Origin of the sequence: Pseudarthrobacter sp. AB1 (assembly GCF_014926485.1) — a bacterium.
In the GTDB taxonomy this organism is placed as follows: domain Bacteria; phylum Actinomycetota; class Actinomycetes; order Actinomycetales; family Micrococcaceae; genus Arthrobacter.
The window spans coordinates 1-26,044 of record NZ_PZKO01000052.1; the positions used below are offsets into that span (position 1 = coordinate 1).

The following is a 26,044-nucleotide window of genomic DNA, read 5'->3' on the forward strand; positions in this document are numbered from 1 at the left end:
CTTTTTCAAACGCGGAGAGCTCACGATTTGTAGGGACCATGCCTCCATGCTCCCGCGGAATCAGGCCACGGTCGATATCGCCCTGGACCAACATCTTGCGCCACCTGCGGAACGTCCAGTCGGAAATGGACTTCGAGGCAAGCCACTCCTTCCTGGTCCCGTGCGGCTGCAAATAATACTCATGCATGAACTCACGGATCTCTTCACGCGTAAAACCCTTGTTATCAACGGGCACCGCCGGCTCCTTCAATCAACAGCTAATGAATGACTCACAACCAGCTTGACGAAGAGGGAGCGTTTGGCATTTGAGCGCGTTAAGTGAGAGAGCGTCCAGGGGTGGCAGACTGGACCAGTGCCTTCTGAGACTTCCCTGAACTCCCTCGCCGCCGCGCGGATCGCCGTCGACGCCCTGATCGACGGCGGCGTCCAGTACGTGGTGGTCTCGCCCGGATCGCGCTCCGCCCCCATGGCCTACGCCCTCGCCGAGGCCGAAGCATCCGGCCGCGTGGAACTCCTGGTCCGCATCGACGAACGTTCCGCCGGCTTCACGGCCCTTGGCCTGGCCCTGTCCACCGGCTCCCCGGCGGCCGTCCTCACCACCTCAGGCACCGCCGTCGGGAATCTTATGCCCGCCGTGATGGAGGCCAACCACGCGGCCGTCCCGCTGGTGGTGCTGTCCGCGGACCGGCCAGAGGAGCTGCAGGGGACCGGCGCCAACCAGACCACCCTCCAGCTGGACCTGTTCGGCGAGCACGTACGGTTCGCCGCCGACGTCCAGGCCGGCAGCAGCCCGTTGCGCGCGGTGGAAACGGCACTGGCCGCGGCCACCGGCGCGTTTTCCGACCTCGCGCCCGGGCCCGTCCAGCTGAACCTGGCCTTCCGCGATCCGCTGGTTCCCGCACCGGACGAGGACCTTCCGACGGCGGCCGGGCACTCCCGCTTCCGGATCGGCACCGACCCGCTCACCATGGACCTGCCGCCCGCCCTCTTGGGGCTGGAGGAGCGGCGCACCGTGGTTCTAGCAGGGCACGACGCCGGGCCCGTCGCCGAGGCGTTTGCCCGCTCACACGGCCTGCCGCTGCTCGCGGAGCCGTCCTCAAATGCACGGTTCGGCCCCAATGCCGTGGGCCCGTACCGGCTGCTGCTGGAACACTTCGGACCAACGGCGGCCCAGCCCATCGAACGGGTGGTGATGTTCGGGCGGCCCACACTGTCCCGCCCGGTTGCCGCACTTCTGGAGCGTGCCGACGTGCCGTCCGCGCTGTACCAGCCGGTCCCTGTGGCCTGGTATCAGACGGGCCGGCGCACCGAACTTCCGCTGGAGAACCTGGCCGACCTCGCCGATTTCGCCGGCCGTGGCCCGTCCGACTGGCTGGATACCTGGCTGCTGGCGGGGGCCGCAGCGCAGCATGCGCTCGACGGCGTCCTGGCCGCCGAGCCCGCTGCTACCGGACCGTCGGTGGGCGCCCTGGTGTGGCGGCACGCCCGCGGCCAGTTGATGCTGGGATCCTCCAACGGCATCCGCGACGTTGACCTGGCCGGGCTGCCCGCCGCCGGGCCCGGCGCGACGGTGTACGCCAACCGCGGCCTCGCCGGGATCGACGGCACCATCTCCACCGCCACCGGCATTGCCCTCGGCGGCCGCCAGGACACCACGCTGCTGCTGGGTGACGTCACGTTCCTGCACGACGCCGGCGGCCTGCTCCTGGGTTCCGGCGAACCCGAACCCGGGCTCCGGATCGTGGTGCTGAACGACGCCGGTGGTGCCATTTTCGATCTGTTGGAGCACGGGGCTGTTCGTGAATCCGGGCGCTACACGGACGCCGTCGAACGGCTGTTCGGCACCCCCCACACCGTGGACATCGCGGCACTCGCCGCAGCGTACGGCGTCGGGCATTGCTCGGTAAGTACGACGGCGGGACTCGCCGAGGCGCTGGCCGCACCGCTGAAAGGCCGCAGCATCATCGAAGTCCGCACGCACCGTGTTGGCCTCCGTGACTTGCATGCCCGCATCAAGACCGCCGTGGCCGCCGCCGTCGGAGGAGCAGCCGCCCGGTACTGAAGTCACTTGGCGACTCGCATATTCACTTACGCGGCCGGTATTCCGGTAGCGGCAGGGCATATGCGAGTCGCCAGGTAACAGGGGCGTCGAAAAGCGGACGCGCGGGCGGCCTACTCTTCGATGTCGATGTGCGTCGGATCCAGGACGCGGCGCAGGAACTCCTTGGTGCGGTCCTGGGTGGGTGCGGAAATGACCTGCTCGGCCACGCCTTCCTCCACCACCACGCCGCCGTCCATGAACACCACGCGGTCCGCCACCTCGCGGGCGAAGCCCATTTCGTGGGTCACCACCAGCATGGTCATGCCCTCCTTGGCCAGGTTCCTCATGACGGAGAGGACATCGCCTACGGTCTCGGGGTCCAGCGCGGAGGTTGGCTCGTCAAAGAGCATCAGTTCGGGGTCCATGCTCAGCGCCCGGGCAATGGCCACGCGCTGCTGCTGGCCGCCGGAAAGCTGGTCCGGGAAACGGTCGGACAGATGCCCCAAACCGACGCGCTCAAGGTTGTGCTGGGCCACCTTGTCAGCTTCTTCCTGGGAACGCTTCAGGACCTTCGTCTGCGCGATGGTGCAGTTCCGCTTGGCGTCAAGGTGCGGGAACAGGTTGAACTGCTGGAACACCATGCCCACTTTGCGGCGCATCTTATCGATGTCCACGTCAGGGTGGGTAGCTTCGAAGCCGCCCACGTGGATGGCGCCCTCGTTGGGCTGCTCGAGGAGGTTCACGCAGCGCAGGAGGGTGGACTTGCCGGAGCCGGACGGACCGATCAGGCACACCACTTCGCCGGGCGCCACGTCCAGGCTGATGCCCTTAAGGACCTCGTTGCTGCCGTAGGACTTGCGGAGGTCCTTGATGGAAACCCCGGCCGCATTGATGGTGCCGGTGTTGCCGGCGGAGGAATTTACGACGTCGTTCATGGCTTCCCTGCCTATCGCTTGGTCCGCGCGGAGCGGCTTTCGAACTTCCGGGCCAGGAGGCTCAGCGGGATGGTGATGACCAGGTAGAAGGCGCCGGCTACGAGGAGCGGCGTCAGGCCTGCGCCCAGGCTGGAGATGCCGTCGCGGCCGAACTTGGTGAGCTCGTATTGTGAGGCAGTGAGGCCCAGGACGTAGATCAGCGAGGAGTCCTTGGTGAGCAGGATGACCTCGTTAGTCAGTGGTGGGAGCACAATTTTGAACGCCTGTGGAATGACGATGGACACCATGGCCCGCCACTGCGGCATGCCCAGCGAACGTGCGGCTTCGAGCTGTCCCTTAGGCACAGCCTGCAGGCCGGCGCGGAGGGTTTCGGCAATATACGCCGAGGCCACCATGCCAAGCGAGATCATGACGATCACGGCGACGTTCCACTGGACGCCAAACGCGAGCGGGACACCGTAGCCGAAGGCGATGAACACCAGCAGCGCCGGCACACCGCGGAAGAATTCGATGTAGCCCGTGGCGATCCAGCGGTACAGCGGAAAGCTGGAGAGCTTCATCAGGGCCAGCAGCAGGCCGCCGGAAAGGCCCACGACGAAGCCGAGGAACGTGTAGATCAGGGTGTTCTTGAGGCCCACCAGGAAGATGTCCGGGAACATCGGGCCAATCTTGCCGAAGTTGAAGACGCTGTTGCCGACGGTCTTCCAATCGGTGGCCAGAACCAGTGCGGCCATGGCCACAACGAAGATGCCGATCTGGACATACAGGCTCACTCTGGCCCGTTGACGTGCTGTCATTGCCATGGGGTGCTCACATTCATTTGCGTGGCTGGGGCCCCGGACGGGCTGCGTCGCAGCTTGTCCGGGGCCCCAGCGGCGTCATTCTCTGGGCTGTGAAAGGTCAGTCCGAAACGCCGGCTACTTGGCGGTCTCGCCGAACCATGTGGTTTGGAACTTCTTCAGGGTGCCGTCGTCGGTCAGGCGCTTCAGGGTTCCGTTGACCTTCTCGGCCATGGCGGTGTTGCCCTTCTTGATGGAGATGCCAAGCTTCTCGCCGGTGGCGTAGTCATCCACGCGCTTGTACCTGGGGTCATCCTTGATGGCGTAGGCCAGGATTGACTGGTTGCCCAGGGCGGCGTCGATGGTGCCGGCCTGGAGGGCCTGGACCAGGAGGCCGCTGTCCTCGAACTGCTGGGCGTCGATGCCGTTTTCCGCCGCGTACTTTGCGCCGGTTGTGGCCTGCTGGACGCCGACCTTTTTGCCCTTGGCGCTGTTGATGTCCTTGATCCCGGATGCGGTGGTGGCCACGAGGGTGAGGTCGTCATCCATGTACGGGTTGGAGAAGTCCATTACGGACTTGCGGACGTCAGTGATGGAAACCGAGGAGATGGAGAGGTCGCAGCCGGTGAGGGCGGTTCCGGTTTCGATGGCCTCGAAGGAGCTGTCCACGATGCTGAGTTCCGCGCCGAGGTCCTTGGCCACTTCATTGGCGATGTCGATGTCGAAGCCAACGATCTTGCCGTCCTTCTGGAATTCGAAAGGCTCGTAGGGGACGTCGGAGCAAACGGTGAGCTTCCCGGCGTTAATCAGCTGGATGCCACCCTCGGACGCGGCCGGGGTGGTGCTGCCGCCGCACGCAGTGAGGGTGAGGGCGCCGACGGCCAGGATTGCTGCTGCCTTGGCGGCGATCTTGGCCTGGGCCAGGGACTTGAGCTGCATATTTTTTACCTTTTGTTGCAGGGGTATGCGGTACTAAATCGGTTCATAGTGTATCGCCGAAGGAGAGATGTGCATCACATGAAACTTAGTTTTACTATTGGATAACTAAATCACAACCAAAATCAAGCCCCGGGACGCGACCCATGTCTGGGATTCCGGACACGCTGCCTAATCAGGTGGCGCCGAAGCCCAGCGACTCCAGCATCGGACGGAACTTTGCCCACGTCTCCGCCAACTCGGCCTCTGGCTGAGAGCCATCCACTATGCCGCAGCCGGCATATAACCGAACGGTATGGGGATCCTCAATCACTGCGCCACGCAGCGCAATGCCCCATTCGCCATTGCCGGCGGCGTCGAGCCAGCCCACCGGACCCGCGTACGGGCCCCGGTCCAGGTGTTCCAGCTTCCGGATCAGGGCGCCGGCCACCAGTGTGGGCGTGCCGCAAACCGCAGCGGTGGGGTGCAGCGCGTTGATCAGCGCCAGGCACGTGGGCACGTGGCCCTCCACCTCGGCAAGCTCCGCCTTGACGTCCGATGCCAGGTGCCACACGTTGGGGAGCTCCAAAATGAAAGGTTCGTCGTGCGCGTTCATGGCCTCGGAAAAGGGCGCCAGCTGCGACGTCAGCGACTGGATGGCGATCTCGTGCTCGTGCCGCTGCTTCTCGGATCCGGCCAGCATCCGCTCGGCATAGTCCATGGGGATACCGGCTTCGCCGTGCGCATCGCGACGGTCCAGGGTTCCGGCCAGCACGCGCGCCTGGGCCGTGCGGCCCTCCACCTGGATCAGCATCTCCGGGGTAGCGCCTACCAGCCCGTCCACACCATAAGTCCAGCATTCGCGGTATCGCTCGGCCAGCTGTCGCAACACCTGGGCAGCGTTGACGCCCGACGGCACGGTGGCCACGATGTCACGCGCCAGCACCAGTTTCTGCAGCGCACCGGTCCGAATCTCCGCCACGCCCGCGGCAACGGCGGCCATCCAGTCTTCCTCGCTGAGCGAGCCGGTGTGCAGGGTGGCTCCGTCGGCGGAGGGTAAAGGACGCACGACGGCGCCGGCCTCACCAACGGCGCCGGCCTCACCAGCCACGCTGCCGCCACTTAGCCAGCCCGCCAGGGCGGCGAGTGCACCCGCCTCGGTGAGTTCGCCGTCGTCGAACGTCAGCTGGGTGAGCCAGTACTGGCCGTCCCGGACGCCTACCACGATTTCCGGTACGATCAGCCGCGATACATGGGTGGACTTCTTGGAAAATGCGAAGGAGCCGAAAGCCACGGGGCCAGTGCCCGGCAGCTCCACGGAGTCGCAGATGTTGGCCTCGAGGACCTGGTGGCGCCACCAGATGTCGGCCTCGAGGAACCGCTCAGGGCCGGTGGCAATGAAGCGGGCAATTTCGCCGAAGCCCACCAGGCCGGCTTCGCGGCGGGTCCAGCAGAGGACGTCGTCCCGGACCAGAAACTGCGGCAGTCCGCCGGCAGATGCGTTGCCATCCAGGGGGACTGTGAGGGTGCGGAACGTGCTCGTCATGATGAGACAACATTACTCCCGCGCATACATGCGGCCGCGTGGGCCGTGCCCGTGCCTTGCTTTGGGCCCCGGACGGGCTCGTCGAAAGTCCTTCTCGAGTTTGTCTGAGACAATTGCATGGTGAACCGAGCATCCTTGGAAAAGCGTCCGGACGAAGTAGCCACGATGTTTGACGACGTCGCACCTAAGTACGACGTCGTCAACGATGTCCTCTCTATGGGGCAGACGCGCCGTTGGCGCAGGATCGTGGTGGACGCCATGGACATGAAGAGCGGCCAGCGGGTCTTGGACCTGGCCGCGGGAACCGGCACCTCCAGCGAGCCATATGCCGATGCCGGCATAGACGTCATCGCCTGTGATTTCTCCCTCGGCATGCTCAAAGTCGGCAAGCGCCGCCGCCCGGACATCAACTTCATTGCCGGCGACGCCACCAACCTGCCGTTCGCGGACAACAGCTTCGACGCCTGCACCATCTCGTTCGGGCTGCGCAACGTCAACGAGCCCAAGAAGGCGCTGGCCGAGATGCTCCGCGTCACCAAGCCCGGCGGCAAGCTGGTCATCGCCGAGTTCTCGGCGCCGGTGGTTCCGCTGTGGCGCACCATGTACACCGAATACCTCATGCGTGCCCTGCCGGCCATCGCCGTCAAGGTGGCCTCCAACCCGGACGCCTACGTGTACCTGGCCGAATCCATCCGCGCCTGGCCGGACCAGGACCACCTGGCCGCTTGGCTGCAGGAATCCGGCTGGGAAAAGGTCACGTATCGCAACCTGACCGGCGGGATCGTGGCCGTGCACCGTGCCACCAAACCGCTGGAATCCACGCCGGAGGGCGCCGCGGAAGCCATCGCCGCGCACAAGGGCCCTGTGGCCAAGCTTCGCCGCAACATCGTCCGCTGAACGGCGTGAATGTTCTGATTGTCGGCGCCGGGCCCGCCGGTTCCACCGCCGCGTATTACCTTGCCAAGGCCGGCATCAACGTGACCGTCCTGGAAAAAACCAGCTTCCCGCGCGAGAAGGTCTGCGGCGACGGCCTCACCCCGCGGGCGGTCCGCGAAATCCAGAAGCTCGGTCTGCCGCACCCTGAAGCGGACGGCTGGCGCCGGAACAAGGGCCTCCGCCTCATTGCCGGCGGCCGCACCATTGAACTGCCCTGGCCCGAGGTCTCCGACTTTCCGCAGTACGGCCTGATCCGCACGCGCCTGGGCTTTGACGAGGAACTGGCCCGCCATGCCCAGTCCGCCGGCGCCCAAATCCTCGAGCGGCACAGCGTCACCGAAGCCCTGCGGTCTGAAGACGGCCGCGTGACCGGTGTCCGCGCAGCGCTTCTGGACGAGTCCGGACGCAAGACGGGGGAGACGCGCCACTTCAGCGCCGACGTCGTACTCGCTGCAGACGGCAACTCCACGCGAACCGCCGTGTCGCTGGGCATCCACAAGCGCGACGACCGCCCCCTCGGCGTCGCCGTCCGCACCTACTTCACGTCGCCCCGGCACGATGATGACTGGATGGAAGGCTGGTTGGAGCTCCCTGGCCGCGACGGAAAACTGCTCCCCGGCTACGGCTGGGTGTTTGGCGTGGGCGACGGAACCTCCAACGTGGGCCTCGGCATCCTGAATTCGTCCAGAGAGTTCGGCAAGCTCGACTACAAGCAGGTCCTGCGCGAATGGACTGCCGCCATGCCCGCCGAGTGGGGCTTCACCCCGGACAACCAGGTGGGCGAAATCCGCGGCGCCGCGCTGCCCATGGGCTTCAACCGCACCCCGCACTACTCGCCCGGCCTCCTGCTCCTGGGCGACGCCGGGGGCATGGTCTCGCCATTCAACGGCGAGGGCATCTCCTACGCGATGGAATCGGCACGGTTCGCAGCGGAGTTCATCATTGACGCGTCCGCTCGCTCCTCTGCTGCCGGGCCAACGTACGACGCCGACGCGCACCTGGCGGGGTACGCGGACTATGTGCGGGGCCAGTGGGGATCGCACTTCACGCTGGGCCGGGCATTTGCCGCGCTGATCGGAAAACCCGCCGTTATGAAGCTCGCGCTGCGGACAGGGATGCCCATTCCCGTGCTGATGCGCTTTGTGGTGCGGCTGCTCGCAAACCTGACCGACCCGGCCGCGAAAGGCTTCGAGGACCGGGCCATCCGCGTCCTGGAGTCGCTGGTTCCGGCCACATCCAATACACCGTCGGCCTCGAATCAGCGGTATCCGCAACAAAAAGTTAGGGTTAACCAGTGACTAACTCCGCAGACCACAGCTGGACGCACGCCGGGCACGGCCTGCCGGACTCCGAACCCAGCCTCAATACCACCGCCATTGCCACGGGACTGCAGCTGCCCGCCGGCTTTGCGGCCATCGCGGAGGACGCCGAACTAGGCCCCGCCATTACCAATAACCTGGCCCGCGTGGAGAAGAAGCTCCGCGAGGCCATAGCCAACTCAGACCCGCTGGCTGATGCAACGTCGCGTCACCTCGTGGAAGCCGGTGGCAAGCGTATCCGGCCGCTCCTGACTCTGCTGTGCGCCCACCTTGGCGACGCCTCGCTGCCTGCCGTTGTGCAGGCTGCAGTGGTGGTGGAGCTGACCCACCTGGCAACGCTGTACCACGACGACGTTATGGACTCGGCCCCGTTCCGCCGCGGCGCCCCCACAGCCCACGAGGTCTGGGGAAACTCCGTGGCTGTACTCACCGGCGACCTCATCTTCGCCCGCGCGTCCATCCTGGTGTCCGAGCTGGGCTCACGCGCGCTGGGAATCCAGGCCCGGACGTTCGAGCGCCTGTGCCTGGGCCAGCTGCACGAAACGGTAGGTCCGCGCCCGGACGAGGACCCGGTGGAGCACTACCTGTCCGTCATCGCGGACAAGACCGGTTCCCTGGTGGCCGCTTCCGGCCAGCTCGGTGCCATCTTCGCCGGTGCCGACGAGGCCTACGAGGACGTCTTGGTGGAGTACGGCGAGAAGGTGGGCGTGGCCTTCCAGCTCGCCGACGACGTTATTGACGTCACCGGCGTCAAGGTCAAGTCCGGGAAGTCACCGGGCACGGACCTCCGCGAAGGTGTGCCCACCCTGCCTGTCCTGTTCCTGCGGCGCGATGCTGCGGCCGGTGACCAGTCCGCCGTCGACCTTTTGAAGCTCATTGATGGGGACCTGACCTCCGACGCTGCCCTGGCTGCCGCCGTGGCCGGGCTGCGCGAGCACCCCGTGACAGCCGAGTCCTGGGTGATTGCCCGCCGCTGGGCCGACGAAGCAATCGCCGCGCTGGCGCCGCTTCCCGAGGGTGTTGTCAAGTCGTCGCTGGCCCACTTTGCCCTGGCTGTGGTGGACCGCGCCAGCTGATTCTCTTGATGTGCAGCGGGGCCTCGGCGGGGTTGAACCTGGCCGGGGCCCTTGCTGTTTGCTTGGCGGACTTCGTTAAATGCAATAGCCCCGGTTCTCAGCAACGTTACGAGTCACACGTTGTGTCGAACCGGGGCTATATCTCCGTTCGCATCAGACCCGCCGGAGGCGTTTAGCGGATCCGTGAACAGTGTATGACAGGTTTGTCACATGATGCAAGCCTGCTGTTACTGTGCGTGTCACAGACTTTTGGGCTTGCGGCCCTGCTGGATTTCCCCACGTTTGCCTGGAGATGCAGCTGGCAGCCCGGTGAGTCCTGCCGCCACGCCGGCACGGGCGCCCAAACCAGGGGAGACCCAGCGGCCCGGTTTTGCACATAGCTGATTTGGACACTGCCGGCGGGAGCAATGGTCGGCTCTGCTGGGAGCATGGACGTCACTTCTTACCTCAAGTACGCAGGCTCCGTCGCCAGGACAGCAACATTGCGTCAGGCCGGATTCTCAGATCGGAACATCCGGGTGGCCATTGAAGCAGGCCAGATGCGGCGGCTCCGGCACGGAGTGGTGGCACTGCCGGGAGCCGCTCCCGATCTTGTGGGTGCGGTCCTGGCCAACGGTCTGCTCAGTTGCGGCTCGGCCAGCACACACCACCGGCTGTGGCGGCTGCACCAACCTGCGGCCCTTCACCTGCTCTGCCGGCACGGGGCTGCCGGGGATGTTGTGGTCCATCGTGAGAGTGTGGTGCCCCAGGATGTGCCCTGGCCAGTTGCCGGCTTGACCGATGTGCTGCTTCACGGCCTGCGGTGTTTACCGGAAGTCGAGGCCGCCGTCATGGTGGAGAGCGCGTTGCTGCAAGGCAGGACCACGCTGGATTACCTGCGCGGACACCTGCCGGGAAACCGAAACGGAGCCGCCCGCAGGGTCTTGGACCTGGTGGATGGCACCGCCGGTTCACCCATCGAGGTGGTGGCCCGGCTCCTCTTCCGGAGTGAGGGCATGTTCGTCCAGACCCAGGTGGATCTTCCCGGGATCGGAATCGTGGACTTCCTGCTGGAGGGATTCCTCATCGTGGAGCTCGACGGCGAAACGCATCTCCAGCCCAGACAGGTCAAGAAGGACCGGCTACGGAACAATGCGAGCACCCTGAATGGCTACGCTGTGCTCAGATACGGCTACGCGCAGGTGGTCTACAACCCGCAGAAGGTCGTGGACGAAGTGTGGCAGGTCCTACGCGGCCGCGTAGTGCGCTGAGATTCCCCTGCTTCGCTTCGAGAACCCGCCGACACTCCGGCAGATCGAGGAGGCTCGCCGGGCGGACCAGCCAAACCTGGGGAATTCCAGCGGCGGCCGGTCGCCGAAGGGGGCAGGGCAGAAGGACCCTAGTTTTCTTCCTCGTCGTTGAAGGCCCACTCGAACATGTCGAAGACGAATTCGGAGAACGTGCCTTCTTCGCTCTTCCACTGGCCGCGGGCGTTGTTGCGGCGGTACACGATGGGGTCCGGGATGCCGAGGTCACCTACGCGGAAGCCCCAGGTGAACTGTTCTTCCTCATCCTCGAGGAACATCAGGAAGCCTTCGTCATCCACTTCCAGCTCTTCGGGATCCCAGAAGTAGTGGTACGCCTCCATGATGTCCTCGCAGCCGCCCACCGCCAGGTAGAACTCGCGGAGGGCCAGGGGAACCTGGAACTGGTGTTCGGCGAGGGCCGCGTCCAGTTCGTCGGCAGGCAGGCCGTCTTCTTCCTGCCATTCGTCCTCGAGATGGGTCGGAACAAGCGCGCGGAACTTCTCGAGGAACATGTCAGTCATGCTCATATCCTAGCTAACTGCGGCCTGCTCCCGAGCCGCTGCCAGCCCCATCAGCCCCGCCTCCGCCGGAGCCCCGCCGGTGCAAGCCACGTACAGCGAGCGGGACATACCAGGATCGGCGCCAGGCAGCCACGCGGAACGCGAACACCACGGCCGCCACCGCGCCCGCCGTCAGCACATTGAAGGCGCCGGTGACCCAGAGCAGCGCGGTCAAGGCCGACCCGCTGAAGGCTGGCAGCGCGTAGAGGTCCCGGGGGTTGAACAGCTGCGGCACCTCGTTGGCGGTGATGTCCCGCAGCAGGCCGCCGCCCACCGCCGTGGTCACGCCGAGCAGCACGGCAGCCACCGGATTCATCCCCAGCGCCAGGGCCTTCAGCGTTCCGGTGATGCAGAAGAGGGCCAACCCGCCGGCGTCGAACAGCACCAGCAACGAGGTGTACCGCTGCACGCTGGAGTACAGGAAATACACCAGGACAGTGGCCAGCACCGGGGGAACCAAATATGCGGGGTTGGAAAAGGCTGCCGGCGTGGTGTTGAGGATGATGTCCCGGATGACGCCGCCGCCGAGGGAAACCAGGGACGCCAGCAGCAGCGACCCCACCAGGTCGAACTGCTTCCGTGCCGCCAACAGGGACCCGGAGACGGCGAAGAAGAAGACCCCGGCCAGGTCAAGCCAAACAAGGTCGATGCCGAACGGCAATGTGTCGAACGGCAATATCATGAGGGCGTCCCGGCAGTTTCATGGTGGGCGGACAGGGCGGCTCCAACGTTACGCTAGCCCCTATGAACAACCCGATCATGATCGCCTGCGCCCATGGGACATCCAGCACGCAGGGCGCCGCGGACGTCAACGCGCTGCGCGCAGACATCGCCGGCCTGCGCCCTGGCCTGGACGTGCGGGAAGCCTACGTGGACGTCCAGGAGCCGGACCTCGTGGACGTGGTGGCGGGCCTCCCCGAAGAACAACAGGCCGTCGTTGTGCCGCTGCTCCTGAGCGTGGGCTACCACGTCAAGGTGGACATCGCCCGCGCTGTGAAAAGCCGTCCGGGCAGCCTGGCCGCAGCGCCGCTCGGCCCGGACCCGCGGCTCGCGGCCCTGCTGGACCAGCGCCTCCGCGAGGCCGGCGTGACGGACCGCGACGCGATCGTCCTCGCCGCCGCCGGGTCCTCCAATCCCAATGCCGCTGTCAGCGTGGAAGAGCTCGCCGACCAGCTCAGGGCGCTGCGGCGCAACCGGATTCTGCCCGCCTACGGTGCCTCTGCCCAGCCGTCGGTGCGCGACGCCGTCGCCATTCTGCGCCAGGAACTGGCCGGAGGTGCCGGGGCGGGGGAGTCCGCGGGGGCCGTGGACGACGGCGGCCGCGTGGTGATTGCCTCCTACCTCCTCGCGCCGGGGTTCTTTCACGACCAGCTGGCCAAAGCCGGTGCCGACCTCGTGACGGAACCGCTGCTGCCCTCGCCGGTGCTCGCCGAGATCGCGCTGGAACGGTTCGACGCCGCCGTCGTACACGGTCAATAGGCGCCCCCCGGGAACCACAACGAAGCACAGCGGGCGGGCTTCTTCAAGGCTCTCCGGCGGTTCGTGACGAATTGTTTCCCTAGGTGACCTCCCGTTTCCGGACCTTTGTGACGCGCTTAGACGGGCACCTACAGTCGATGCATGACTGATACAGCTCTAGCCGGAGCGTCCGTGGACCCCGCCGCCGCCAAGCGCCCCGCGCGCGCCTCCCGCCCCGCTGCAAAGCCGCACGGGCAGTGGAAAGTGGACGGCAAAACCCCGCTGAACGCCAACGAAACCTGGAAACAGGAAGACGACGGCCTCAACGTGCGCGAGCGTATCGAGACCATCTATTCCAAGGACGGCTTCGACGCCATCCCCAGCCAGGACCTGCACGGCCGCTTCCGCTGGTGGGGCCTGTACACCCAGCGCAAGCCCGGGATCGACGGCGGCAAGACCGCCACGCTCGAGCCGCACGAGCTCGAAGACAAGTACTTCATGCTCCGGGTCAGGATCGACGGCGGCGCACTCACCACCGAGCAGCTGCGCGTCATCGGCCAGATTTCCGTTGATTTCGGCCGGGATTCCGCCGACCTCACGGACCGCCAGAACATCCAGCTGCACTGGATCCGGGTGGAGGACATCCCTGAGATCTGGAAGCGGCTTGAGGGCGTTGGCCTGTCCACCACCGAGGCCTGCGGCGACGTGCCCCGTGTCATCCTGGGCTCGCCGGTGGCTGGCATCGCTAAGGACGAAATCATCGACCCCACGCCGCTCATCGCGGAGCTGGGCGAGCGTTTCATCGGTAACCCGCTGCTGTCCAACCTGCCGCGTAAGTACAAAACCGCCATCACCGGCCACCCCAGCCAGGACGTGGTCCACGAGATCAACGACTTCGCCCTGGTGGGTGTCCGCCACCCCGAACTGGGCGTCGGCTACGACCTCTGGGCCGGCGGCGCGCTGTCCACCAACCCGATGCTCGGCAAGCGCCTCGGTGCGTTCGTGAAGCCTGAGGAGGCTGCCGAAGTCTGGCTCGGCGTCACCAGCATCTTCCGCGACTACGGCTACCGCCGCATGCGCACCAAGGCCCGACTGAAGTTCCTGATGGCCGACTGGGGACCGGCGAAGTTCCGCCAAATCCTCGAGGACGAATACCTCGGCTACAAGCTGGCCGACGGTCCCGCCGCGCCCAAGCCCACCACCCCGGGCGACCACATCGGTGTGCACGAGCAGAAGGACGGCAAGTTCTTCATCGGCGCCACCCCGCTGGCCGGCCGCCTGTCCGGCTCGCAGCTGGTCAAGCTCGCGGACACCCTTGAGGCCCGCGGCTCCTACCGTCTGCGCACCACCCCGCACCAGAAGCTCGTAGTGCTGGACGTTGCCAAGGACCACGTGGAACCGCTGGTTGCCGAGCTGGATGCCCTGGGCCTCTCCGCCCGTCCGTCCGTGTTCCGCCGAGGCACCATCGCCTGCACCGGCATCGAATACTGCAAGCTGGCCATCGTGGAAACCAAGGTCACCGCCGCCACCGCCGTCGCTGACCTGGAACGCCGCCTGGCCGACCTCGCGGAGTCCGGCGAACTGCCGCACGCGCTGTCCCTGCACATCAACGGCTGCCCCAACTCCTGCGCCCGCATCCAGACCGCGGACATCGGCCTTAAGGGCATGATGCTGCCAACGCCCGACGGCGACCCTTCCCCGGGTTTCCAGGTCCACCTGGGCGGCGGGCTGGCTTCCAATAGCCGCGAAGAGGCAGGTTTGGGACGCACCGTCCGCGGCCTGAAGGTGTACGTCGAGGACCTGCCGGACTACGTGGAACGCGTGGTGCGCACCTTCGTGGCCAAGCGCGCCGAAGGCCAGACCTTCGCCGAGTGGGCCCACGCAGCTGACGAGGAGGCCCTCCAGTGACCAATCCCCAGCCGGCGGCATCGCCTGCCAAGCTCCGCACCCATGACGAGCTCAAGGTCATCGCAGAGTCCGGCGCCGCCGAGCTCGGCTGGGACGCCCCCGCCCGCGACGTGATCGCCTGGGTGGAGCGCAACTTCGACCTGTCTGCGGTGGCCGTCGCGTGCTCCATGGCCGACGCCGTCCTGCCGGCCCTTGTCGCGGACCAGCTGCCCGGCGTCGACGTCCTGTTCCTGGAGACCGGCTACCACTTCCCGGAAACCTACGCCACACGTGATGAGGTGGCCGCGAACCTCCGCGTCAACGTGGTGGACGTGTTGCCTGAGAACACCGTGGAACAGCAGGACCGGCTCCTGGGCAAGGACCTCTTTGCCCGCGACGCCGCCCAGTGCTGCGCCCTCCGCAAGGTGGCCCCGCTGCGCCGCACCCTGGCCGGCTACGAACTCTGGTTCACCGGCGTCCGCCGCGATGAGGCCCCCACCCGGACCAACACCCCGCTGGTGACCTGGGACGAGGTCAACGGCCTGGTCAAGGTCAACCCGGTGGCCGCCTGGACGTTCGACCAGCTGGTCCAGTACTCCGACGACAACCTCCTACCCGTCAACCCGTTGCTTTCCCAGGGATACCCCTCCATTGGCTGCCAGCCCTGCACCCGCAAGGTGGCGCCCGGAGACGACCCCCGCGCCGGCCGCTGGGCAGGCTCCGACAAGACAGAATGCGGACTACACGTATGAGCACTTTCCTAACTGAGGAGACCACCCAGGTGACTGAAGCCGCCGTATCTACGCGCCTCTCCAGCCTGGACACCCTCGAGTCCGAAGCGATCCACATCATCCGCGAAGTTGTGGCCGAGTTCGAGAAGCCGGCGCTTCTGTTCTCCGGCGGCAAGGACTCCGTGGTGATGCTGCACCTGGCCACCAAGGCGTTCTGGCCGGGCAAAGTCCCGTTCCCCGTGCTGCACGTGGACACCGGTCACAACTTCCCCGAGGTCATCGACTTCCGCGACCGGACGGTGGAGCGGCTGGGACTCAAGCTCGTCGTCGGAAGCGTCCAGGAGTTCATCGACCGCGGCGAACTCGCAGAGCGTGCCGACGGCACCCGCAACCCGCTTCAGACCGTGCCGCTGCTGGACGCCATCTCGCAGAACAAGTTCGACGCCGTCTTCGGCGGCGGACGCCGTGACGAGGACAAGGCGCGCGCCAAGGAGCGCATTTTGAGCCTCCGTGACGAGTTCGGCCAGTGGGACCCGCGCAACCAGCGCCCCGAGCTGTGGAACCTCTACAACGGCCGCCACACTGTGGGTCAGCACGTCCGTGCGTTCCCCATCAGCAACTGGACCGAGCTGGACATCTGGCGCTACATCGAACGCGAGAACATCGAGCTGCCGGGCCTGTACTACGCCCATGACCGCGAAGTGTTTGCCCGCGACGGCATGTGGCGTGCGGTGGGCGAGGTTTCCCAGCCGCTGCCGCACGAGCAAGTCATCGTCAAAACCGTCCGCTACCGCACCGTGGGCGACATGTCCTGCACCGGTGCCGTTGAGTCGGACGCAGCCACCGTGAGCGACGTTGTGATCGAAGTTGCCGCCTCCACCATCACCGAACGTGGCGCCACCCGTGCAGATGACCGCATCTCCGAGGCCGCCATGGAAGACCGCAAGAAGGATGGTTACTTCTAAATGAGCACCGACACGTCACTGCTGGCCGCCGAGCTGGAAACAGCCCTCCCCACCACTCTGTTCCGCTTCGCCACCGCCGGATCGGTCGACGACGGGAAGTCCACTCTGGTGGGCCGCCTCCTGCACGACTCCAAGGCGATTCTCGCTGACACGCTCGACGCCGTTGCCCGCACCTCCTCCGACCGCGGCTTTGGCGGCGAGAAGGGCGGGATCGACCTGGCACTCCTGACGGACGGCCTGCGTGCCGAGCGGGAGCAGGGCATCACCATCGACGTGGCCTACCGCTACTTCGCCACGGACCAGCGCAGCTTCATCCTTGCCGACTGCCCCGGGCACGTCCAGTACACCAAAAACACGGTGACCGGCGCGTCCACGGCGGATGCCGTCGTCGTACTCATTGACGCCCGCAAGGGTGTCCTGGAGCAAACGCGCCGCCACCTGTCCGTGCTGCAGCTGCTGCGCGTGGCGCACGTGATTGTGGCCGTGAACAAGATCGACCTGGTGGACTTCAGCGAGTCCGTGTTCCGCGAGATCCAGGCCGACGTGCAGCAGGTGGCCCGCGAACTGGGCATCGGCTCCGCCGAGCTGGGCAGCGCGGACCATATCGATGACCTGCTGGTGATCCCGGTGTCCGCCCTGGACGGCGACAACGTGGTGGACCGTTCCGAGCGCACCCCCTGGTACGACGGCCCGGCCCTGCTGGAGGTCCTCGAGACCCTTCCTGCTGCGGACGAGATCGACACGCAGCTGGAGAGCTTCCGCTTCCCCGTGCAGCTGGTGATCCGGCCGCAGGGTGCGCTGGCTCCCGATGCCGTTGCCGGTGGCCTGGACGTTGAAGCCTTCCGTGACTACCGCGCGTACGCCGGCCAGATCACCGAGGGTTCAGTGAAGGTGGGGGATTCGGTGTCAGTGCTCACGCCCGGCCAGGCTCCCCGCACCACCACGGTGACCGGCATTGATTTCGCCGGCGAATCCCTGCAGGAAGCGTTCGCCCCGCAGTCTGTGGCGATCCGCCTGGCGGAGGAATTCGACGTCGCCCGCGGTGACACTATTGCCGCCGCCGGGACCTTCCCGGAGTCCACCGCCGACCTGTACGCCGCCCTGTGCTGGCTCTCGCCCAAGCCGCTGCGTGAAGGTGCCAAGGTGCTGGTCAAGCACGGCACGCGCACTGTCCAGGCGCTGGTCCGCAGCGTCAGTGGCAAGCTCGACCTGGCCACGTTCAAGCTCGAAGGCGCGTCCAGCCTGGAGCTCAACGACATCGGCCACGCGCAGCTGAGGCTCTCGGCGCCGCTGCCGCTGGAAAACTACCTGCACCACCGCCGCACGGGCGCCTTCCTGGTGATCGACCCGCTGGACGGCAACACGCTCGCGGCAGGCCTGGTCAAGGACCACCCGGGCGACCACGAGGACGAGCGCTACTCGATCTGATCCGCTCAGCTTGAGCTGCCCTGCCCCGCATAGACGTTGCTGCCCAGCACCGGTTATGCGGGGCAGAGCCGTTTAGGGCCGCCCAGGATCTGTCCGCGGCGGTGTCTGGGTTGGGACAGAATCGGGCCGGGAATGTGACGCTGCATGAACCCGCGTGACCCCCCGTTTCTGCTTCATTGAATGGGTTTATGTCTCTCCCTATGGTGAAACAATGACCAGTTCAAGGCCCGGGATGACCCGCATCGTGGCAGGCGAAAACGCAGTACCCCAGCGCAAGCGTGCCCTCGAGGCGGCGCTGGCGATCGGGCTCGTCCTCCTGATCGCTGCCGGTGCCGTGGTGGCGTCCACCATTTCCCGCAATACGGCGGCTGAGGCAGCCTTCCCGTCTCCCAGTCCGGCCGCGGAACTGAAGCTGGGCTACTTTGGAAATCTGACCCATGCCCCCGCTTTGGTGGGCTTGAAGCAGAGGATCTTCGCCCGGAATCTGGGCGACACCAAGCTCAGCACCGAAACTTTCAACGCCGGACCCGCCGCGATCGAAGCGCTGAACGCCGGCGCCATCGATGCGGCATACATCGGGCCGAACCCGGCCATCAACTCGTTCGTCAAGAGCGAAGGGGAGTCCGTGAGCATCATTGCCGGTGCGGCCGCCGGCGGCGCGCAGCTGGTGGTGCGTCCCGGGATCACGTCCGCGGCAGACCTGTTGGGCAAGACCCTTGCCTCGCCGCAGCTGGGCGGGACGCAGGATGTGGCGCTCCGCGCGTGGCTCGGCTCGCAGGGTTACAAGACCAATGTGGGCGGCAGCGGTGACGTGGCCATCAACCCCACCGAAAACGCCCAGACGCTGAAACTGTTCCAGGACGGAAAGCTCGACGGCGCGTGGTTGCCCGAGCCCTGGGCCTCCCGTTTGGTGCTCCAGGCCGGAGCCAAGGTCCTGGTGGACGAAAAGGACCTCTGGGACGGGTCGCTTTCCGGCAAGGCCGGCGAGTTTCCCACCACCGTCCTGATCGTCAACAAGAAGTTCGCCGCCGCTCATCCGGAGACCGTGAAGGCACTGCTGAAGGGCCACGTCGAGTCGGTGGCCTGGCTGAATGACACGCCCGACGCACAAAAAACGGCCGTCATCAATGAGGCCCTGCAGGAATCGGCAGGCGCGGCGCTTCCCGCCGATGTCCTTGACCGGGCCCTGAAGAAAGTGGTGTTCACGGCGGATCCGCTCGCGGGAACCTACCCCAAGCTCCTGGAAAACGGGGTGCAGGCCGGCACCACCAAGCAGGCGGACATCACGGGACTATTCGACCTCCGGGCCCTGAACGACGTCATGGGGACCGCAGAACGTGTCTCCGCCGCCGGCCTCGGCCGGGACTGACCGCCACCTACCGCAGCACCTACCTAAGGACGGGACCATGCCAGTCGTACTGGAAAACCTGGGCAAGCGCTTCGGCGACGGCGCCCCGGTGCTCGACGACGTCAACGCCACCATCGGCGCGGGCGAATTTGTAGCCCTCCTCGGTGCGTCCGGCTGTGGCAAGTCCACACTGCTGAACATCATGGCGGGACTGGACGTCCCGACGTCGGGCGCCCTTGAAGTGCCCAGCGACGGCGCAGCTTTTATGTTCCAGGACGCCGCCCTCTACCCCTGGCTGACCGCCCGGGAGAACATCGAACTGGCCCTGAAGCTGCGACGTGTGGGGAAAGCTGAACGCCGGATCAAAGCCGACGAGTTGCTGGACCTGGTGCACCTCGGCGGGGCCGGGGACAAACGCCCGCACGAGCTCTCCGGCGGTATGCGCCAGCGCGTGGCGCTGGCCCGGGCGCTGTCACAGGACCGGCAGCTGCTGCTGATGGATGAGCCGTTTGCCGCCCTGGACGCGATCACCCGCGACCTCCTTCACGACGAGCTGGAACGCATCTGGAAGGAAACCGGGCGCACCATCGTTTTTGTGACCCACAATGTCCGCGAGGCCGTCCGGCTGGGCCAGCGCGTGCTGCTGCTGTCGTCCCGCCCAGGCCGCGTGGTCCAGGAGTGGGCCGTCACCGAGGAACACCGAACCGACGCCGCCTTGGCCGGACAGCTGACAGGGGTCATCACCGCCCGGTTGCGGGAGGAGATTCGCCGCCATGCCAAATAACCCCACGCCCCTCGCCGAGAGCGCCCGGCTGGTCGCGGCTGAGGCTGAGACTGAGCAGGAAACCATCAAAGTCCACGCCGCCCTGACGCGGTCTTCCACCGGGAACGAGGACCTGCGCGAGCTCGAGGCCGGGCTGGATTCGCTGCAGTCCGACGCCGCGCGCAAGCACCGGATCGACTGGGGCCGTGTGCTCCTGCCCGTCGCGGCCCTTGTGGCCCTTATCCTGATCTGGCAGTTCTACGTTTCCCTTGGCCTCAAGCGCCGCGACCTGGTTCCCGGTCCGCTGGACGTCCTTGGCCAGTTCGGTACCCTCTGGGGCGAGGCCAAGCTGCAGGAAGCGGTGTGGACTTCGCTGCAGCGCGGGCTGGTCGGGTTCCTGATCAGCGTTGCCATCGCCACCCCGGTGGGGTTGCTGCTGGCCCAGGTCGCGCCGTTGCGCCGGGCCTTCGGGCCGCTGATTTCGGGCCTCCAGGTACTGCCGTCTGTGGCCTGGGTGCCCGCTGCCATCATCTGGTTCGGCCTCACGGACGCCACCGTCTACTTCGTCGTCTTCATGGGCGCGATCCCGTCCATCATCAACGGGCTGATCTCCGGCGTGGACCAGATCCCGCCGCAGTACCGCCGCGTGGGCACGGTTCTGGGCGCCAACCGCTTCCAGATGGCCGTGCAGATCATCCTGCCTGCCGCGCTGCCTGGCTACCTCAGCGGACTCAAACAGGGCTGGGCGTTCTCATGGCGGTCGCTGATGGCCGCGGAAATCATCGCCGTGGGCGGCACAATCGGTTTCGGCCTCGGCTCCATGCTGAATCAAGGCCGCGACCTGTCAGACATGACCATCGTGATGTCAGCGATCCTCCTGATCCTGGCCGTCGGCATCCTCATCGAACTGTTGGTGTTCGCGCCGATCGAGAAGCGCCTCCTCCGCAGCCGCGGCCTGCTCGCGGGCAGTACGCGCTAGCCCAGCCAACCACATTGCGTAACTATTGGCCGCCCCGCAACGCACGGGGCCCGGGATTCCGCGGAGCCCTGACCGCCGGCCGCTCAAAAGTTACGCATTCCGGTCGCCACACGTAGCCGAAAGTCCGCGGGAAGGTCTGGCAGACTGGCGCCATGACTGTCAGCTTCGTATGCCGCACCGCGTCCGCCCTCCCGCGGGAGCGCTTGTTCGATCTAGCACGCAGTATTGAGGCGCACCTGGATTCCCAGAAAGTCGCCGGGGAACGGGCGGTAGGCGGGGTCACCTCGGGCCTGATTGGTGAAGGCCAGGAAGTGACGTGGGCGGCCCGGCATTTGGGCGTCCCGCTGAGGATGACCAGCCGCATCACCGCACTGGACTTCCCCAACAGTTTCACGGACGAACAGGTCAGGGGCCCATTCAAAGGGTTCCGGCACGTCCACGAGTTCGAGGCAACGGCCACCGGCAGCATCATGACGGACAGGGTGGAGTTCACAGCACCGTTCGGGATCCTGGGCCGCCTGGTGGAGGAACTGATCCTGCGCCGCTACCTGCTGCGGCTCATCACCAACCGCGGCCGGTTCGTGGCCGGCCTTGAGGACTGACGGGTCCCGAGGCTAGGCCTGAGGGAACGGCGGCGGCCCAAGGATCTCGATACCGCCGTTCAGCTGACCTGATTCTCGGATGCGGTCGAAATCCACAACACCTGTTCTTTCGCCATCAACCAGCGGTTCGCTTGCGCCGAAGTAGAACGCCTGGGCGCCGCCGGGCGTGTGCAGGCACAGCACACGGGTTCCCTCCTGGAGGACTTTGAAGGCGTGCGGGACACCCCTTGGCGCAATGGTCACGCCACCCGCTGCGACGTAATGCTCCGTGCCGTCCATGTTCATCAGAATCTCGCCGGCCAGGATGTACAGCGTTTCGTCGGAGTCCGGATGGGTGTGCATCGGGGTCACCTTGTTCAAAGCCATCTCGACTTCGAAGAGCAGGAAGGCCCCCGCGGTGTCTTCCTCCGTGGCCTTCCACGTCTGCACTCCGCCGCCGAAGAACCAGCGCCTGGCCCCTTCGCCGGGCTGCAGGACAACTGCGGATGCTGAGTTCTTTGTCTTCATGGTGGTCGCCTCGATAATGGTCGGAAGACTTATGAGACTAACGTCCCATAACAAGACTGGAGTACCATAAAGAGCATGTCAAGACCTTACATAGACGTCGGCCGCACCGGCCAGAAACGCCGCACCCTTGATGCGCTGGTTGCTGCGGCGCGGCAGCTTGTGGCGGATGGCGCCGCGCCTACAGTGGACGACGCCGCGTTGTTGGCCGGGGTGGCCCGCAGCACGGCGTACCGGTATTTCCCGGGGCAGCGGGAGTTGCTGGCTGCGGCCCACCCGGAAACCGCAGCCACGTCGTTGCTCCCCGAAAACCCGCCGGCCGACGTCGCCGAACGGCTGGACGCCGTGGTGATCGAATTCACCCGGATGATCGTCGAAACCGAAGCGCAGCAACGAACCATGCTGAGGCTCTCGCTGGGGCAGACCGCCGACGAGCGGCGAAGCCTGCCCCTGCGCCAGGGCCGGGCGATCGTGTGGATTGCCGAAGCACTGTCGCCGCTCCAGGGGCGGATGACGGAGCAGGACATCCACCGGCTCGTCCTGGCCATCCGCAGCGCCATCGGGATTGAGGCGCTGATCTGGCTGACGGACATTGCCGGCCTGAGCCGCGACGAGGCTGTTGCCTCCCAGCGATGGACCGCCCGCGCCCTGCTCCAGCAGGCTTTGCGGCAGGGGCCACCGCCCAGCGCGGGGTCACTTACGGCCCATGATCCACCCCAGTTTGGGCCGTAACTGACCCCGCGTTGCGTTACGCCCGGTTACCTTACGTGAACTGGTGTTTCCGCTGCCGTTGGTGGTGAAACTGCGCGGCCCTACCGTTGATCCATGGCAATTCAGGATATTTACCCCACAGCACTGCGGCTGCTCGGCCGCCCCGTGTTGGTGGTGGGCGGCGGCCCCGTGGCATCCCGCCGGGCCAAAGGGCTGCTCGACGCCGGTGCACAGGTCACCGTCGTGGCTCCCGTAGTCTCCGCCGCGCTCCGCGAACTGTCCGACGCCGGCCTCCTTGCCTGGGAGCCGCGCACTTACCTGCCGTCCGACGTCGACGGCGTCTGGTTCGTCCAGACGGCCACCGGCGATCCCGCCGTGGACACCCAGGTGTCGGCCGACGCCGAGGCGCAGCGCATCTGGTGCGTGAACGCCTCCGACCACGAAGCCTCAGCCGCGTGGACGCCCGCCGTCGCCGTGGTGGAAGACGTCCAGATCGCCGTGAACGCCGGGGGAGACCCGCGCCGCGCCATGGCTCTGCGGGACGCCGTCGCCACCGCCCTGGAAACGGGCGACCTCCCGCTGCGCCGCCGTCGTGCCTCTGCGGGCTCCGTGGCCCTTGTGGGTGGCGGGCCCGGCGATACCGGCCTCATCACCGTCCGCGGCCGCCGGCTCCTCGGCCAGGCCGACGTCGTAGTTGCAGACCGGCTCGGCCCGCGCGAACTGCTCAACGAACTGGCCCCCGATGTCCGCGTCATTGAGGTGGGCAAGACCCCCGGCCACCACCCCGTGCCGCAGGCCGAGATCAACCGGATCCTTGTGGACGAAGCCCTGAAAGGGCACCGCGTGGTCCGGCTCAAGGGCGGCGACCCTTACGTCCTGGGCCGCGGCGGCGAGGAAGCCGAATACTGCCGGCAGCACGGCGTCGAGGTTGAAGTGGTCTCCGGCGTCACGTCCGCGATCTCTGTCCCGGCCGCCGCCGGCATCCCCGTCACGCACCGCGGCCTGGCCAAGGGCTTCAGTGTTGTCACCGGCCATGAGGAGCTGTCCGAGGTCCCCGCGCGGGCAGACCACACCATCGTCCTGCTGATGGGCGTGGCCGCACTTCGCGACTCCGCCGCTGCCCTGGCCGGCGCCGGTTTGCCTCAGGACACTCCAGTTGGCATCGTTGAGAACGGCTATCTGCCGAATCAGCGCGTAACGATCGGCACGCTCGGTTCCATCGCCGACCAGGCGGAAGCCACCGGCGTCGCAAATCCTGCCGTGATTGTGATCGGCGATGTTGTCCGCGTCAGCCCGTTCGCGCCGTCGCACTTCAGGACAGCGGACTACAGCACCACCACCCCGAACCGCCCCCGCACCACCCGAGTTCTAACCCCCTGAAACCCATCGGTTGCTCCGCAACCGCCCTTATGAGCCCTCAAAAGGGCGCCTACGGAGCAACCGATGCAGAAGATAAAGGAACACAGCCGTGTCATCAAGCACCTCCGTAGGATCTGCCGAGCGTCCGCTGCGCGTTGCCGTCGTGGGCTCCGGCCCGGCCGGCGTCTACGCCGCGGACATCCTCACCAAGAGCGAAGCCGTCAAGAGCGGCGCGCTGACCGTGAGCATCGACCTCTTTGACCGCTACCCGGCACCCTACGGCCTGATCCGCTACGGCGTTGCCCCGGACCACCCGCGCATCAAGGGCATCGTCAACGCCCTGCATAAGGTCCTGGACCGCGGCGACATCCGCTTCTTCGGCAACGTGGACTATGGCACGGACATTTCCATCGAGGATCTCCGCACGCACTACGACGCCGTCATCTTCGCCACCGGCGCCATCAAGGACGCGGACCTGAACATCCCGGGCATCGAGCTGGATGGCTCCTACGGCGGCGCAGATTTCGTCTCCTGGTACGACGGCCACCCCGACGTTTCCCGCGAATGGCCGCTGGACGCCACGGAGATCGCGGTGATCGGCAACGGCAACGTGGCCCTGGACGTGGCCCGGATGCTGTCCAAGCACGCCGATGATCTGCTCGTCTCCGAAATCCCGGACAACGTGTACGCCGGGCTGAAGAACTCGCCCGTCACGGACGTGCACGTCTTCGGCCGCCGCGGCCCGGCCCAGGTGAAGTTCACCCCGCTGGAACTCCGCGAGCTCAGCCACTCCAAGGACGTGGACATCATCCTCTACGCCGAGGATTTCGAGTTCGACGAGGAATCGGACCGCCAGATCCAGAGCAACAACCAGACCAAGACCATGGTGGGCACGCTCACCAACTGGATCGCCGAGCAGCCCGAGGACCTTTCCGAGCTGACCGCTTCCCGCCGCCTGCACCTGCACTTCCTGCACAGCCCGGTGGAAATCTACGACGACGCCGCGACGCCGGGCAAGGTTGCCGGCATGAAGTTCGAGCGCACCGAGCTGGACGGCACGGGCAACGCGCGCGGCACCGGCGACTTCGTGGACTACCCCGTCCAGGCCGTCTACCGCTCGATCGGCTACTTCGGTTCGGCGCTGCCGGAGATCGAGTTCGACCACAAGAAGGGCGTGGTACCCAACGACGGCGGCCGCGTCCTGGATGCCGCCGGCACGCACGTGCCTGGCATCTACGCCACGGGCTGGATCAAGCGCGGACCGGTGGGCCTCATCGGCCACACCAAGGGCGACGCCCTCGAGACCGTGACGCACCTGCTGGAAGACCGCGAAAACCTTCCGGTCGCCGCTGTTCCCGACGCAGACGCCGTCGTCGAACTCCTCGACGCCCGCGGCGTGAAGTTCACCAGCTGGGAAGGCTGGCTGGCGCTGGACGCGCACGAGCTCGCACTTGGTGCCGCAGCCACGGAAGCCGGCGGATCCCACGGCGTTGAGGTCAAGCGCGAGCGCGTCAAGGTGGTGCCGCGCGAGGACATGGTAGCCATCTCCCGCGATGGCGTAGCCGCCAACGTCTAGGACACAACCAACGCGGGGTCACTTCGCGCCCATAAATCCCAGGCAAAGTCATATGGTCGTAGCAACGCTCTGATTGATGGAGCGTTTCATGGTCAAGTCATTTCCTCCGAATACCCGCACCGTGTTCGTTGACATGGTGTGTGGCGGGATGTCGATTCTCGCTGCCGCCCGGCGTGTCGGAACCCGACATGGGACCGGGCGGAGGTGGTGGGCCCAGTCTGGCCAGATGATGACCATGAACATGGGCGCTGTTGGGGGCCTTTCGGATCCGGCGCCTTCGGCGGAGGGCCCGGGCGGCCGGGTGTTGAACCTGGCGGAGCGGGGAATGATCCAGATGGGC

The 26,044-nt window shown here is 66.3% G+C and carries 24 protein-coding genes and 1 pseudogene; 17 read left to right on the top strand and 8 right to left on the bottom strand.

Translation table 11 applies throughout. The features are described 5' to 3' along the window. A pseudogene (locus DAD99_RS21770) lies at positions 1-235 on the bottom strand (hypothetical protein); the annotation flags it as partial. Between the two features lie 117 nt (positions 236-352). Between DAD99_RS21770 and menD the strand changes: the two are divergent. Beyond that, positions 353-2,062: a 2-succinyl-5-enolpyruvyl-6-hydroxy-3-cyclohexene-1-carboxylic-acid synthase gene (menD, locus tag DAD99_RS12945; RefSeq protein ID WP_193341882.1), complete on the top strand. Its 1,710-nt coding sequence runs from the start codon at positions 353-355 to the stop codon at positions 2,060-2,062. Between the two features lie 110 nt (positions 2,063-2,172). Here the strand turns inward: menD and DAD99_RS12950 are convergent, their stop codons facing one another. The 4 genes from DAD99_RS12950 to DAD99_RS12965 all read right to left on the bottom strand — a co-directional run bounded on the left by DAD99_RS12950 (position 2,173) and on the right by DAD99_RS12965 (position 6,216). Continuing rightward, positions 2,173-2,976, bottom strand: coding sequence for an amino acid ABC transporter ATP-binding protein (locus DAD99_RS12950; RefSeq protein WP_193341883.1), 804 nt, complete (start codon positions 2,974-2,976; stop codon positions 2,173-2,175). An 11-nt stretch (positions 2,977-2,987) separates the two neighbouring features. Further along, the gene (locus DAD99_RS12955; RefSeq protein ID WP_193341884.1) at positions 2,988-3,779 is read right to left on the bottom strand and encodes an amino acid ABC transporter permease; all 792 of its coding nucleotides are present in this window, start codon (positions 3,777-3,779) and stop codon (positions 2,988-2,990) included. A 114-nt stretch (positions 3,780-3,893) separates the two neighbouring features. Beyond that, on the bottom strand, positions 3,894-4,694 hold the full coding sequence (locus DAD99_RS12960; protein WP_185261351.1) for an ABC transporter substrate-binding protein: 801 nt from the start codon (positions 4,692-4,694) through the stop codon (positions 3,894-3,896). A gap of 172 nt (positions 4,695-4,866) precedes the next feature. Continuing rightward, positions 4,867-6,216, bottom strand: coding sequence for an isochorismate synthase MenF (locus DAD99_RS12965; protein WP_193341885.1), 1,350 nt, complete (start codon positions 6,214-6,216; stop codon positions 4,867-4,869). 120 nt (positions 6,217-6,336) lie between these two features. Between DAD99_RS12965 and DAD99_RS12970 the strand changes: the two genes are divergently transcribed. The 4 genes from DAD99_RS12970 to DAD99_RS12985 all read left to right on the top strand — a co-directional run bounded on the left by DAD99_RS12970 (position 6,337) and on the right by DAD99_RS12985 (position 10,797). Next, on the top strand, positions 6,337-7,113 hold the full coding sequence (locus DAD99_RS12970) for a demethylmenaquinone methyltransferase (protein WP_309233269.1): 777 nt from the start codon (positions 6,337-6,339) through the stop codon (positions 7,111-7,113). A 5-nt stretch (positions 7,114-7,118) separates the two neighbouring features. Beyond that, positions 7,119-8,450, top strand: a complete 1,332-nt coding sequence (locus DAD99_RS12975) for a geranylgeranyl reductase family protein (protein ID WP_193341887.1) — start codon at positions 7,119-7,121, stop codon at positions 8,448-8,450. Then, complete coding sequence (locus DAD99_RS12980) at positions 8,447-9,547, top strand: polyprenyl synthetase family protein (RefSeq protein ID WP_193341888.1); 1,101 nt, start codon at positions 8,447-8,449, stop codon at positions 9,545-9,547. Before DAD99_RS12975 ends, DAD99_RS12980 begins: the two co-directional genes overlap by 4 nt. A 428-nt stretch (positions 9,548-9,975) precedes the next feature. After that, positions 9,976-10,797 carry a DUF559 domain-containing protein gene (locus tag DAD99_RS12985; RefSeq protein WP_193341889.1) on the top strand — a complete coding sequence of 274 codons (822 nt, stop codon included), beginning with the start codon at positions 9,976-9,978 and terminating at the stop codon, positions 10,795-10,797. A gap of 128 nt (positions 10,798-10,925) precedes the next feature. Here the strand turns inward: DAD99_RS12985 and DAD99_RS12990 are convergent, their stop codons facing one another. Together DAD99_RS12990 and DAD99_RS12995 are read right to left on the bottom strand one after the other, a co-directional pair. Beyond that, positions 10,926-11,354: a hypothetical protein gene (locus tag DAD99_RS12990; protein ID WP_193341890.1), complete on the bottom strand. Its 429-nt coding sequence runs from the start codon at positions 11,352-11,354 to the stop codon at positions 10,926-10,928. Positions 11,355-11,367: 13 nt separating this feature from the next. Further along, positions 11,368-12,075, bottom strand: a complete 708-nt coding sequence (locus DAD99_RS12995; RefSeq protein ID WP_193341891.1) for a trimeric intracellular cation channel family protein — start codon at positions 12,073-12,075, stop codon at positions 11,368-11,370. A gap of 62 nt (positions 12,076-12,137) precedes the next feature. Between DAD99_RS12995 and DAD99_RS13000 the strand changes: the two genes are divergently transcribed. The 9 genes from DAD99_RS13000 (at position 12,138) to DAD99_RS13040 (ending at position 21,554) form a co-directional block, all read left to right on the top strand. Next, a complete protein-coding gene (locus tag DAD99_RS13000) occupies positions 12,138-12,872 on the top strand; it encodes a sirohydrochlorin chelatase (protein WP_193341892.1) in 735 nt (244 codons plus the stop codon). A gap of 141 nt (positions 12,873-13,013) precedes the next feature. Continuing rightward, positions 13,014-14,759, top strand: a complete 1,746-nt coding sequence (locus DAD99_RS13005) for a nitrite/sulfite reductase (protein WP_185261342.1) — start codon at positions 13,014-13,016, stop codon at positions 14,757-14,759. Next, positions 14,756-15,490 (top strand): phosphoadenylyl-sulfate reductase, encoded by a 735-nt coding sequence (locus DAD99_RS13010; RefSeq protein WP_193341893.1) that lies wholly within the window; start codon positions 14,756-14,758, stop codon positions 15,488-15,490. The genes DAD99_RS13005 and DAD99_RS13010 overlap by 4 nt, the downstream gene beginning before the upstream one ends. Beyond that, positions 15,487-16,434 (top strand): sulfate adenylyltransferase subunit CysD, encoded by a 948-nt coding sequence (gene cysD, locus DAD99_RS13015; protein ID WP_185261340.1) that lies wholly within the window; start codon positions 15,487-15,489, stop codon positions 16,432-16,434. Before DAD99_RS13010 ends, cysD begins: the two co-directional genes overlap by 4 nt. Beyond that, positions 16,435-17,862: a sulfate adenylyltransferase subunit 1 gene (locus DAD99_RS13020; RefSeq protein WP_193341894.1), complete on the top strand. Its 1,428-nt coding sequence runs from the start codon at positions 16,435-16,437 to the stop codon at positions 17,860-17,862. Positions 17,863-18,094: 232 nt separating this feature from the next. Continuing rightward, positions 18,095-19,231, top strand: a complete 1,137-nt coding sequence (locus tag DAD99_RS13025) for an ABC transporter substrate-binding protein (RefSeq protein ID WP_193341902.1) — start codon at positions 18,095-18,097, stop codon at positions 19,229-19,231. A 37-nt stretch (positions 19,232-19,268) separates the two neighbouring features. Continuing rightward, entirely contained in the window at positions 19,269-19,994 is a 726-nt protein-coding gene (locus DAD99_RS13030) for an ABC transporter ATP-binding protein (protein ID WP_193341895.1), read from the top strand. After that, the gene (locus tag DAD99_RS13035) at positions 19,984-20,952 is read left to right on the top strand and encodes an ABC transporter permease (RefSeq protein WP_193341896.1); all 969 of its coding nucleotides are present in this window, start codon (positions 19,984-19,986) and stop codon (positions 20,950-20,952) included. Before DAD99_RS13030 ends, DAD99_RS13035 begins: the two co-directional genes overlap by 11 nt. A gap of 152 nt (positions 20,953-21,104) precedes the next feature. After that, on the top strand, positions 21,105-21,554 hold the full coding sequence (locus DAD99_RS13040; RefSeq protein ID WP_193341897.1) for an SRPBCC family protein: 450 nt from the start codon (positions 21,105-21,107) through the stop codon (positions 21,552-21,554). Between the two features lie 12 nt (positions 21,555-21,566). Here DAD99_RS13040 and DAD99_RS13045 read toward each other — a convergent pair whose 3' ends face one another. Further along, positions 21,567-22,061: a cupin domain-containing protein gene (locus DAD99_RS13045; RefSeq protein WP_193341898.1), complete on the bottom strand. Its 495-nt coding sequence runs from the start codon at positions 22,059-22,061 to the stop codon at positions 21,567-21,569. A 75-nt stretch (positions 22,062-22,136) separates the two neighbouring features. On the opposite strand from DAD99_RS13045, the gene DAD99_RS13050 reads away from it, so the two are divergent. From DAD99_RS13050 to DAD99_RS13060, 3 genes are all read left to right on the top strand, one after another. After that, complete coding sequence (locus tag DAD99_RS13050) at positions 22,137-22,790, top strand: TetR/AcrR family transcriptional regulator (RefSeq protein WP_193341899.1); 654 nt, start codon at positions 22,137-22,139, stop codon at positions 22,788-22,790. A gap of 93 nt (positions 22,791-22,883) precedes the next feature. Beyond that, complete coding sequence (cobA, locus tag DAD99_RS13055) at positions 22,884-24,149, top strand: uroporphyrinogen-III C-methyltransferase (RefSeq protein WP_193341900.1); 1,266 nt, start codon at positions 22,884-22,886, stop codon at positions 24,147-24,149. Between the two features lie 88 nt (positions 24,150-24,237). Beyond that, on the top strand, positions 24,238-25,704 hold the full coding sequence (locus DAD99_RS13060) for an FAD-dependent oxidoreductase (RefSeq protein ID WP_193341901.1): 1,467 nt from the start codon (positions 24,238-24,240) through the stop codon (positions 25,702-25,704). The last annotated feature ends 340 nt before the right edge of the window (positions 25,705-26,044 follow it).